The sequence below is a fragment of the Rouxiella aceris genome, assembly GCF_012933545.1.
In the GTDB taxonomy this organism is placed as follows: Bacteria; Pseudomonadota; Gammaproteobacteria; order Enterobacterales; family Enterobacteriaceae; genus Rouxiella; species Rouxiella aceris.
On the sequence record NZ_JAADJU010000001.1, the window covers coordinates 611,106 to 623,121 of the forward strand.

Sequence of the window (12,016 nt, forward strand, 5' to 3'; positions counted from 1 at the left end):
CTTGCCCCTGCAGTTACAACCGGTAACACTCAATGACTACGCCTTTTGGCTTTTTTGCCGATAAATCTAAATTGAGTATCGTGCTTTATTCCTTAAACCAAGGAAATACCTATGTCCATCAGTGCAATTGGTAGCAGTACCAGCATAGCCAGCGTGCAAACTACCGCAAAGAGTGATGAACCCATAAAAGTTCATCATCATCGTAGTGGCGGTGCAAGTAGCGCATTGGGTGGGTTGTCTTCGGCAATCTCGGCGTCTTCGTCTTCGTCTTCAGTGAACGCCAGCGGACAGTCTGTCGGCAATATCATCAATGTTACGGCATAAATATCATTAAGCTAAGCCTGTTATCTTCTCGCAGGCTTATATACCGCTTCGACTGGCCCTACCGCCTTTGGCTGGATAATTGAGTTAGTGACTAGATCGGGTCAATATGGGTCATCATATTCAGCACATCATACATACCCATCACTTTAGTTCTGGCAGCCGCGGCAATATCGTGCCCGCATCGCACTGTTAATTCACCGTCTACTTCGATATGCACATCTACACTAATTAAATCGCCCATTTTTCGAGTTTTAAATTCATGGATGCCTTGTACACCATCAATATCAAGAATAGTTTTTTTGATTTTTTCTTCTATTTCAGAATCGGCGGCGCGGTCCATCAAATCATTAAATGCTTCCCAGAAAAATGTCGCCCCCATTTTAAAAATCATTATGCCGACAATAAAAGCCGCAATAGGGTCGAAGAGTTTATAACCTAACAGATTACCGATAATCCCAATCGCCACCACAAAGGAGGAGGCGGCATCGGAACGGGCATGCCAGGCATTGGCGACCAGCATGCTGGACTTGACTTTGGTGGCTACCGCTATCATATAGCGGAATAATATCTCTTTTAAAATCAAAGATAAAACTGCAATTACCAGAGCCACAGGGTGAACGCTGGCAATGGTATCGGGAAGGCGAAGCTTGTGTACTGCCGACAACAGCATCCCCACCCCCACCACCAGCAGAACGCCGCCAAGGATTAATGAGGCGGCGTTTTCATAGCGATGGTGGCCATAGGGGTGATCCTCATCCGGGCCGCGCTGGCTTTTCTTATTGGCCACCAGCACCACGAAATCGGAAAACAAATCGGAAAAAGAGTGAATACCATCTGATATCAGCCCCTGAGAACCGGAAAAAAAACCGACCACTAGCTGAATAATCGACAAAAAAGTGTTAACGACCACGCTCACCAGGGTACTTTTCCGTGCGGCCTTGACCTTGACTTCATTTGTTTCGGCAAGATCAGATATATCTTCGCTTTGCTGCATGTGCCCTTCTCCGAGCTATCTATAATCATGACTGCCAATATAAACTTTATTTATTAGTTTTTCATTAATTGTGCAATTCATTAATATAAGCGTAAATGGTTCTCATTATTTATTTAAAATAAAAGCCATTCAACAAATCAGCTGTATTATTATCCGCCGTCTGTTAGAAAGGAAACAGGCTCTGCTGCGGGTGCTGATCCTCAGGAGTCGCAGCAGAAAAGTTATGCCCCTCCAGCGTCAGCAAATAGGCTTTGGCCTCGAGACCGCCGGCAAAACCGGTCAGGGTGCCCGTTGCGCCAATCACCCGGTGGCAAGGGGCAATAATGGAGATAGGATTTCTACCGTTAGCGGCACCGACGGCACGCATGGCTTTGGGATTACCCAGCTCACGGGCAATTTGCCCATAGCTGCGCGTTTCTCCAAAAGGAATAGTCAGCAGTGCCTGCCAGACCTGTTGCTGAAACTCGGTGCCCTGGAAATCGAGCGGTAAATCAAAACGGGTACGACTACCGGCAAAATATTGGTTTAGCTGCCGCTCGGTTTCCAGCAACAGCGGATGCTGGTTGTCTTCCCTGAGTGCCCCCAGCCGGACACGATTCTCACGCTCCGACTGCCACAACACCGCTGCCAGCTTATCGCCACGGGCGACCAGGGTCAAAAGGCCAACCGGCGAGGGCATCAGTTTGCATGCATTTTCCATAATATCAACTCTTGGCAACGGCAGATTAGATGGCATCTAGTGTAGGAAGTTTTCGGCAGGATGATAAGCGAATAATCAGTAAAACGGAGGAAGAAACGAGGTAAATAATAAAGCCGGTTTTACCCGGCCTTAATTGAGTGAAATGCTTATTTCAGGCCCATCTCAGCGCGAAGCTCGGCTTTGGCGGCATCAAACTCAGTGTTGAACTCAGGCTGTTCAAACATCTTCTGTGCGATCAGCGCAGCGCCGGTGCGACTCATCACGGTATCAGAACGATAGTGGAAACCGGCTACCAGGCGGTTTTCGGCATACACCGCGGCGCGGGCAAACAGCTCGTTACGCTTTTCAGGCACCATATCCGCCAGCACTGTGGCCATCAGATAACCCAGCGTCGAGTGACCGGAAGGCCATGAACCCGAGGTGGATTTTTTCAGCAACGGATGGATTTCGTCGGAAACCATATAAGGGCGTGAACGATGGAAGAATTTTTTGGCATGATCGTCCACCACATCTTCGGTGGCCACCACTCGCTCAAATAAGGCAGCGACTTTAGGCAGTTTGGCGGCATCAAACTTTGCCCCCATGACATCGGCAAAGCGCCAAACATTTTCCTGGGCATCGGCAATGGCCGCTTTTTCTTCTTCCGGAGTCCGCTTGGCCTGAATAGCCAGCAGTTCGGCAATTTCGGCTTTGGTTTGTGCCGAATCATCGGCCGGTGGAGCAGGCAGATACTGGCTTAAATCCACTTCTTTACTGGTGATATAGGGTTTGGCTTCATCAACAGCATTGGCATTAAATACGGCACCGAGGGTCAAAAAAGCGAGAACAGCGACAAAGTTACGCAAGATGATAGCTCCAGGTTAATAACAAATATGGCTGGAGTCTATTGAGCCAATATGACAGCGCAATGACATTCGCTGCAGCGTATCGAAGCAATAACCCGCCCTTTTTTATAACTTTTATACGATTTGCGCTGATTGATATTCCAGATTGTTTTTTGCACAACTTCCGAATGCAATGTTAGAATGTGATCTGAGTCACACTTTATATCATTTTACATTTCCAAGCTTCTACCATTACCTATTTAAAATCAGTCTATTAGGCTGAAGTTATGTTGTTTTGTAAGCGTAAAAGATTGATTGCATTAAAAGGAACAAACTCGATGAATACCCTGACTACTGGCTTCATGATGATGCGCTGGGAAATACTGAGCGCAGTGATGATGTTTTTCTCCAGCCAATTAAATGTGGTCTGTCGTAAAACCAGTAAACACACGCTGGCATTTATGTGCAGTGGTCTTGGCCTGTCTATGACCTGTTGGTTTGTGATGGGACTGATGGGTATGACATTCAGTATCGAAGCCATGACGCAGTTCTGGATGTCGTCGAAGGAAGTTTTTTTTGATGTAATGAGCAAAACGCCGACCAACTGGCCAATGCCTTAATCGCCTGCAGGCCATGATATAAGGCCTCTGGCTCGGCGGGTAACCCGATTACCCGCGATTTCTGCTTACCCGTCTAAACGACTACCCTGTTCCTCCCTTCTTGCTCTGCCAGGGGTGCAATCCTTGTTTGCGCCCCTGCGTTGATTTCTGCAACGTTCTCAATCGCCTGATAACAAATTGCGATCCTCCTCGACACAAAAAAAATAATCCGTTATATATCAAATATATTAATTGCTAAACCTTGAATTACCGTATTAGATTCTCCCTCTATACTTACTAAAAATGACAATTAATAAGCTTGTCTTCACGTTGATGAACATTTCTACCGGTAAGCTGATTTTTGGATTAAGGATCGTGAATGAAATCGCATCACTTTATTAGCGCAGTCGCTTTACTATTTAGCTCTCAACTTTTTGCCCAAAGTGGGCTGGTAGCAGCAGATACCCATACTATTCCTCAGCTTCAAGTCAAGGAGCGGGACGCCTTTATCACCCAGTTAATGAGTAAAATGACGCTGACCGAAAAAATCGGCCAGCTGAATTTGGTAAGTGTCGGGCCTGATAATCCTAAAGAAAAAATTATGGCTGACATTCGCGCCGATAAGGTTGGCGGCGTTTTTAATACCGTCACCAAGCACGATATCCGCCAAATGCAGGATCAGGTGCAATACAGCCGCCTGAAGATCCCCCCTTTTTATGCCTATGATGTGGTACACGGTCAACGCACCATTTTCCCAATCAGCCTCGGTCTGGCATCGAGCTGGGATATGAACGCCGTAGCCACCAGCGCGCGTATCTCCGCTGAAGAAACCGCAGCAGACGGCCTGAACATGACCTTTTCGCCGATGGTGGATATCACTCGCGATCCGCGTTGGGGCCGCGTCTCAGAGGGTTTTGGCGAAGATACCTATCTCACCTCGCGACTGGCGTTTGAAATGGTCAAAGCCTATCAGGGCAATGATCCTTCTCGTCCCGACAGCGTAATGGCTAACGTCAAACACTATGCGCTCTACGGTGCCGCCGAAGGTGGGCGCGACTACAACACCGTGGATATGAGCCTGACGCGCATGTTCAACGACTATATGCCACCGTATAAAGCAGCACTGGATGCCGGCGCAGGCGGCGTGATGGTTGCCCTCAACTCGGTTAATGGTATTCCGGCAACCTCCAATAGCTGGCTGTTAAAAGATATTCTGCGCGATCAATGGAAGTTTCACGGCTTAACGGTCAGTGACCACGGTGCCATTGGCGGGTTGGTCAAACACGGCGTGGCCGAGAACGATCGTCAGGCAGCTGCCATGGCGCTGAAGTCTGGCGTCGATATGGATATGGCCGACAATATGTATGGTCAGTATCTGGCCGGCCTGTTGAAAGACGGACTGGTTTCCCAGCAGGATATCGATCGGGCAGTGCGTGATGTGCTGACCGCCAAATGGGATATGGGACTGTTTATCGACCCTTACCGCCATCTAGGTGCCGCCAGTACCGATCCGGTCGATACCAATGCCGAAAGCCGTTTACATCGTGCCGAGGCACGTGAAGTCGCCCGCGCCTCTCAGGTGTTGTTAAAAAATGATAACCATACCTTGCCGCTGCAGAAAAAAGGCACCATCGCACTGATTGGCGCGCTGGCAAATAGTCAGCGCGATATGATGGGCAGCTGGTCAGCCGCCGGGGTCGCCAAACAGTCGGTCACCCTGCTGCAGGGCATGAAGGATGTCATTGGCAATAAAGCCACGATACTTTATGCCCGCGGGTCAAATATCATTGATGATAAAGCGATTTATGATTATCTTAACTCCTATGAAAAACAGGTGTTTAACGATCCACGTACGCCACAGCAGATGATTGACGAAGCGGTGAAAACCGCGCAGAAAGCCGATGTGATCGTCGCCGTGGTCGGTGAATCTCAGGGAATGGCGCACGAAGCCTCCAGCCGTGCCGATATCAGTATCCCGCAACCACAGCAAGATCTGCTCAAGGCATTAAAAGCCACCGGCAAACCTTTGGTGCTGGTGCTGATGAACGGCCGTCCTTTGACCCTGCCGTGGGAAAACCAAATCGCTGACGCCATGCTGGAAACCTGGTTTAGCGGTACGGAAGGCGGGCACGCCATCGCCGATGTACTATTTGGCGATTACAATCCATCCGGCAAGTTGCCAATGACCTTCCCACGCGCCGTCGGGCAAATTCCGCTGTACAACAGTGTTCTGAATACCGGCAGGCCGTTTAATCCACAGAAACCCGACAAATATACCTCGCGCTACTTTGATATGACCAATGGCCCGCTGTTCCCGTTTGGTTATGGTCTGAGTTACACCCAGTTCAGCGTCTCGGATATTCACATGTCGGCGACCACATTGGCCAAAACAGGCGATGTCAAAGCCAGCGTCATGGTGAAAAACACCGGCAAAGTGGCCGGCGCTACCGTCGTTCAGCTCTATATGCAGGACGTAACTGCCTCGATCAGCCGTCCGGTTAAGGAATTGAAAAACTTCGAAAAAGTCTATTTGGCTCCCGGCGAGGAAAAACTCGTAACATTTACGATCAATGAAAGGGATTGTCGTTTCTTTAACAACCAGTTGAAATGGGCATCTGAAGCCGGAAAATTCAATGTTTTCGTAGGATTAGACTCGCAAGACCTGAAAGAGAATAGCTTCCTGCTGCTTTAGTCTCGGCAGGGGGCGGCCCAACCGGGTTGCTGTTGCCATAAGCAGCCAACCCAGTTATCACCAGAAGTATAACGAGTAGAAAACCTTAAGGGCCGTGCGACCAGGGATACGGCCCGGTAGTCCGGTGCAGGAAGATAACCTGTACTTTTAAAAAAGCCTTACAAGAGGCAATCAAAACAGTTTCGCGGTTCTTTGAAACTGTTTGCAAAGCGTCATTTTCAACGTAGCAACTGGCTATCTATTGAACAGTTGCTATCATTAAATTCAATGTCTTAGGATTTTGTCGCGGCCGTAGCGGATAACCGTTTCGCCGCCGCTGCGATGGAACCGGACCAGAGTAAGCTCCGCTGGGCAAAGAGACGTGGTAGTACGTCTGTCACCCAGGGCGGCATATGCTTTACTTGCGGAGATTCTTTATGAACGATGCTCAAGATGGCTCAATTTTGTACCTGCACTTTGGTACTCCTCGCCCTTATTGGCGACTGGGCACTGACAGTAATGCCCTCGAGCTGTCGGCTGAAAAAGGAATCACAAATATTGCCGTGGCGTTAACGGCATATCAGGCAGCGCGCATTCGCGAACTGACCGGGATCACCTCCTGCTTTACCATTGATATCACCCTGTTTGGTACCCCGATTTGCCTGTATCTGGTGGGCAGAAAAATCGATAACTCCGCCTGGGCGGGGACGGCGTCCGATTTTGAAGACACCGCTTCGGTTGCCCATGACCTTGAAGTGGGTCTGACTTTTGCTGAACAGGTGGTCTCCGAAGCCAACTCGGTAATTGTGATTATCGATCAGGAAGGCAAAGTCCATCGTTTTAACCGCCTGAGTGAGGAGTACACCGGCCTGCGCGAAGAAGACGTGATTGGACGCAGCGCCTACGATCTTTTTATGTCGATGGAGGAAGGCATTGCCTCACGGCAAAATATCAGCAGTTTTTTCCAGAAAGAACAGTCCTATGAAGTTGAACGCTGGATCAATACGGTTAAAGGTCAGCGACTGTTTTTGTTCCGTAATAAATTTGTGCACAGCGGCAGTGGTAAGCAGCAAAAGTATCTGATCTGTTCAGGATCAGATATTACCGATGAACGCATGGCTCAGGATCGGCTGCGCATTTTGGCCAATACCGATTTGGTCACCGGGCTGCCCAATCGCAATGCGTTGCAGGAACAGTTACACAGCGCCATTGAAAATCGTGGCGAATATCAGGTAGGCGTGATCTACCTCGATCTGGATAACTTCAAAAAAGTTAACGATGCCTATGGTCATATGTTTGGCGATCGCCTGCTGAAAGAAGTTGCCGGTGCCATTGAGGATTGTCTGGCAGATAATCAAGTGCTGGCCAGATTGGGCGGTGATGAGTTTATCATTTTGGCCCTCAATACCTCCGTGGAACAGCTCGCAGGGATCAGTCAACAGATCCTTGGGCGTTTAAAAGCCCCCTTCCGCATTGGCCTGATTGAGGTCTATACCGCCTGTTCCATTGGTATTGCCGTCTGCCCGCAGCACGGCACAGATTCCGACAGCCTGGTGCGCAACGCCGATACAGCCATGTATGTCGCCAAAGAGAAAGGCAAAAACACCCACTGCATCTTCTCGGACGAGATGAACAGAAAGGTATCCAACTATATGTGGCTGGACACTAATCTGCGTAAGGCTATGGAAGAACAGCAACTACTGCTTTATTACCAGCCCAAGGTGGGCATGAACGGCAAGGTCGAAAGCGTTGAAGCCCTGCTGCGTTGGCGTTCACCAGAACGCGGTATTATTACGCCGCAAGAATTTATCCCTTACGCCGAAGAGTCCGGGCTGATTGCGCCGTTGGGGAAATGGGTAATAGAAACTGCGGCTCGCCAGGCAGCTATCTGGCAGCAGAAAGGGCTGAACCTGCGCATTGCAGTTAACCTTTCCGGTCGTCAGTTAACCAACGGTTCCTTTGTCAGCACCTTTATTTCCGCTATAGAGAATTCGGGTATGAAAGGCTGCATGATCGATTTTGAGCTGACGGAAAGTTATCTGGTTGAAGATGAAAAAGCGGCAGTCAGCATGATTAATCATCTGCATAAGCTGGGGTCAGAAGTGCATCTGGATGATTTCGGCACCGGCTACTCTTCGCTCTCTCAGCTGGCGCGTATTCCTCTCGACTGTATCAAGCTCGATCAAAGCTTTATTCGCGGCATCAATCATAACCCGGTGTCTCAGGCGCTGGTTCGAGCGATTGTGGCGGTGGCACGCACTCTGCAATTGACCGTGGTGGCGGAAGGTGTAGAAACCGTTGAAGAAGAGCGTCTGGTAAACGAGATCGGCGTAGACAGCATCCAGGGCTTTCTTTATGCGAAGCCAATGCCCGCGGAGGAACTGGAGCACTGGCTTGCACAAAAAAATTTGCTTCACCCAATGGTTTAGAACAATTAAAAAACTACAGGCTAATCGTCAGTGGTGGCGATTAGCCTTGTTTACGCAGGGTTGCGGTATGGCGGTTTTGCAGCATCACTAAACGCTCCATATAGGCGAGGTCTTTCTCTTCAATGGTAAAGGCCGCATCGACCCAATCTTCGGTAATATCCATCAACTCAGAGCGTGACAGCTGCAACACCCGCTGACGCGCGCGCAGCATGGCCCGTATGCCATTCAGTTTTGGACGCAAGGTATCAATAAAGGTTCTGGTGGCATTAAACGCCTCGCCGGGCTGGAATAACACATCCACCAGACCCCGGCTCTCAAACCATTCTGCGGTATGCGATTCACCGGTAGAAATCAGCTCTTCTGCCAGACGCATCGTGGCTTTGCGCGCCACCAGCGAATAGCCGCCCATTCCAGGGAACAGGTTAAAGGCAATTTCCGGGAAGCCCATTCTGGCGGTATTTTGTGCCAGCACATAATGATGGGCCAACGCGGCTTCAAAGCCGCCGCCCAGCGCCGTTCCTTCAATCATAGAAATACTGATCGCCCCCACATCAAAACCGCGTGCCGCAGCATGGACACAGTCAATACATGCCCGAGCATAAGCGCGTAATGCTTCACGTTTTTCGTTAACAATCGAATCGACAAAAAAGCTCAGATCGCCGCCAACATTATAAATATTTGGCACCAATGACCCGGTTACCCAAAAATCGAATCGAAGACCCGACGCTTTGGCAGCGTAGGTTAGCTTCATAATGTCTTCGATAAGCGCCTGGTTAAAACATGGCCGAGGGTAAGCCTTTAACATCATCCACATGACATTACGGCCTTCTTCATAATAGGCGGCTAATTGAGACATTTGCCCAGCTTCAGTGAAAGGACGGCAAGCGGTATGGTCAACAAGATTCATAGTATAAATATCCAGGTTAGATTTTGGAAATTTGGGTGAAGCAGCTCCAGCCTAGTCCAGCTCTAACCCGAACTGAATCGTTTAGATGCTATTAACTAAAAATAATCCGAACATAATGAATGATCACTTTTGTAAGAAAATAGTTAGTAAAATAAGCAAGATGCGATAAACACAAAAAAATTAACCCTTTCATGAGCGGCGATTAATTATCCTATTTAGGTTTTGTTCCATGGGGGAAATATAAGAGGTACATAAATCAGCAAAGGGGATTAATAAGAAAAAAGTATTTGCTTTAAACTGCCTCATTTTATTTTTAAATATAGGTTGGCTATAAATACCACTTCAATTATTCCCCCTCGACGCGACCGGATGACAGAGCACAGCAGAGAGCTGCGCCAAAAGACAGATCTTTATGATGTCTATCACATACCCCATCGCGCGCCTTTCCAAGGCGGGTGGCACAAGCTAGATTTAATCTTATCTCATCCGACCACTTAAGTGGCGTCAATGGAACCCGCCAATGGAGTAAGTATGAACAATCAAGCCAGCCCCTACCCTCATCTGTTATCTCCGTTGGATCTGGGTTTTACACAGCTAAAAAATCGTGTACTGATGGGCTCAATGCATACCGGGCTGGAAGAAAAAGCCGACGGACCGCAGCGTTTGGCCGCGTTTTATGCCGAGCGAGCCGCAGCGGGAGTAGGACTGATTGTTACCGGCGGCATTGCGCCTAATGCGCAGGGCGTGGTCTATCAGGGAGGCTCGGTGCTGGACCAGCCGGGACAGATCCACCACCACCGCATCGTCACTGAGGCCGTGCACGCCGCCGGTGGCAAAATTGCCCTGCAAATCCTGCATGCCGGACGCTACAGCTATCAGCCTCATCCGGTCGCGCCTTCTGCCCTGCAAGCGCCGATTAACCGCTTTACGCCACAGGCGCTCACTGAGCAGCAAATTGAGCAAACTCTGGAAGATTTTGCCCGCTGTGCCCATCTGGCCCAGCAGGCGGGATACGACGGCGTCGAAATTATGGGTTCCGAAGGTTACCTGATTAACCAGTTTCTGGTGGCGCGCACTAATCAGCGCCAGGATCAATGGGGCGGAACTGCCGAAAAACGTCGGCGCTTTGCTCTGGAAGCGGTGCGCCGTGTGCGCGCCATTTGCGGCGTCTCCTTTATCATTATTTATCGCTTATCAATGCTGGATCTGGTGGAGCAAGGCGCCAACTGGCAAGAAACCGTGCTGCTGGCCCAGGGCATTGAGCAGGCCGGTGCCACCCTTATCAATACCGGCATTGGCTGGCATGAGGCACGAATTCCCACCATCGCCACCCGCGTCCCCCGTGCTGCATTCAGTTGGGTGACGCAAAGATTGATGGGTCAGGTGACCATCCCGCTGATCGCCACTAACCGCATTAACGATCCGCAGGTGGCCGAAGATCTGCTGGCTAAAGGCTGTGCCGATATGGTGTCGATGGCGCGCCCTTTCCTCGCCGATGCCGCCCTGGTGCAAAAAGCGGCCGAGGGGCGCGCAGACGAGATCAACACCTGCATCGGCTGCAATCAGGCCTGTCTCGATCAGATCTTTGTCGGTGAGCTGACCTCTTGCCTGGTCAATCCCCGCGCCTGCCGGGAAACCGAGATGCCGATCCTGGCCGCTACGCAGCGCAAACGCCTGGCAGTGGTCGGTGCCGGGCCGGCGGGGATGGCTTTTGCCACCACGGCGGCAAGTCGTGGTCATCAGGTAACGCTTTTTGATGCCCAGCGGGAAATCGGCGGTCAGTTTAACCTCGCCAAACAGATCCCCGGCAAAGAGGAGTTCTATCAAACGCTGCGCTATTTTTCCCACCAGCTGGCGCGACTTAATGTGGAGCTAAGGCTGGGGGAAAAAGTTGAAGCGGCAGCGCTGGAGGATTTCGACGAGGTGATCCTCGCCTGCGGTATTTTGCCGCGTCTGCCGGAGATTGCCGGGATCGATCATCCCAGCGTATTGACCTATCTCGAGGTGTTGCGCGATAAAAAAGCGGTGGGCCAGCGGGTGGCGATCATCGGCGCAGGCGGTATCGGTTTTGATGTCGCGGAATATCTTAGCCATGTAGCGCCATCGTCCAGCCTGGATATTACCGCCTTTAACCAGGAATGGGGGATTGACCAAAGCCTGAGTGGGCACGGCGGTCTGGCAGCAAAAGGGCCAGATCCTCGCCGCGCGGCGCGCAACATTATTCTGTTGCAACGCAAAAGCAGCAAAATGGGGGCCGGACTGGGTAAAACCACTGGCTGGATCCATCGTACCAGCCTGCTGGCACGCGGCGTGCAGATGCAAAACGGCGTGACTTATCAACGCATTGACAACCAGGGTCTGCATATTCTGCACGAAGGCGAAGCCTGCTGCCTGGCAGTGGACAATGTGATTATCTGTGCCGGACAAGAGCCACAGCGTGCGCTGGCGGCCCCGTTGCAACAAAGGGGGAAGGTGGTACATCTGATTGGCGGTGCGGATGTAGCGGTGGAACTGGATGCCCGTCGCGCAATCGATCAGGGCACCCGTCTGGGACTGAGTATCTAACCC

9 protein-coding genes are annotated in these 12,016 nt (G+C 50.5%); 5 read left to right on the plus strand and 4 right to left on the minus strand.

All coding sequences use genetic code 11. The features are described from left to right. Nucleotides 1-111: 111 nt before the first annotated feature. Nucleotides 112-324, plus strand: coding sequence for a hypothetical protein (locus GW590_RS02705; protein ID WP_169401465.1), 213 nt, complete (start codon nt 112-114; stop codon nt 322-324). Between the two features lie 91 nt (nt 325-415). Here GW590_RS02705 and GW590_RS02710 read toward each other — a convergent pair whose 3' ends face one another. The 3 genes from GW590_RS02710 to GW590_RS02720 form a co-directional block, all read right to left on the minus strand. Beyond that, the gene (locus GW590_RS02710) at nt 416-1,318 is read right to left on the minus strand and encodes a cation diffusion facilitator family transporter (protein ID WP_169401466.1); all 903 of its coding nucleotides are present in this window, start codon (nt 1,316-1,318) and stop codon (nt 416-418) included. 163 nt (nt 1,319-1,481) lie between these two features. Next, on the minus strand, nt 1,482-2,018 hold the full coding sequence (locus tag GW590_RS02715) for a methylated-DNA--[protein]-cysteine S-methyltransferase (RefSeq protein WP_169401467.1): 537 nt from the start codon (nt 2,016-2,018) through the stop codon (nt 1,482-1,484). A gap of 146 nt (nt 2,019-2,164) precedes the next feature. Beyond that, entirely contained in the window at nt 2,165-2,863 is a 699-nt protein-coding gene (locus GW590_RS02720; protein ID WP_169401468.1) for an acid phosphatase, read from the minus strand. Between the two features lie 317 nt (nt 2,864-3,180). On the opposite strand from GW590_RS02720, the gene GW590_RS02725 reads away from it, so the two are divergent. The 3 genes from GW590_RS02725 to pdeR all read left to right on the plus strand — a co-directional run bounded on the left by GW590_RS02725 (nt 3,181) and on the right by pdeR (nt 8,541). Then, on the plus strand, nt 3,181-3,462 hold the full coding sequence (locus tag GW590_RS02725) for a YjcB family protein (RefSeq protein ID WP_169401469.1): 282 nt from the start codon (nt 3,181-3,183) through the stop codon (nt 3,460-3,462). Nucleotides 3,463-3,820: 358 nt separating this feature from the next. Then, complete coding sequence (gene bglX, locus GW590_RS02730) at nt 3,821-6,133, plus strand: beta-glucosidase BglX (RefSeq protein WP_169401470.1); 2,313 nt, start codon at nt 3,821-3,823, stop codon at nt 6,131-6,133. Nucleotides 6,134-6,549: 416 nt separating this feature from the next. After that, nucleotides 6,550-8,541 carry a cyclic di-GMP phosphodiesterase gene (pdeR, locus tag GW590_RS02735; RefSeq protein WP_169401471.1) on the plus strand — a complete coding sequence of 664 codons (1,992 nt, stop codon included), beginning with the start codon at nt 6,550-6,552 and terminating at the stop codon, nt 8,539-8,541. Between the two features lie 40 nt (nt 8,542-8,581). Here the strand turns inward: pdeR and GW590_RS02740 are convergent, their stop codons facing one another. After that, nucleotides 8,582-9,448, minus strand: coding sequence for a crotonase/enoyl-CoA hydratase family protein (locus GW590_RS02740; protein ID WP_169401472.1), 867 nt, complete (start codon nt 9,446-9,448; stop codon nt 8,582-8,584). Between the two features lie 531 nt (nt 9,449-9,979). Here GW590_RS02740 and GW590_RS02745 point away from each other — a divergent pair. Then, nucleotides 9,980-12,013 (plus strand): NADPH-dependent 2,4-dienoyl-CoA reductase, encoded by a 2,034-nt coding sequence (locus GW590_RS02745; RefSeq protein ID WP_169401473.1) that lies wholly within the window; start codon nt 9,980-9,982, stop codon nt 12,011-12,013. Nucleotides 12,014-12,016: the final 3 nt, after the last annotated feature.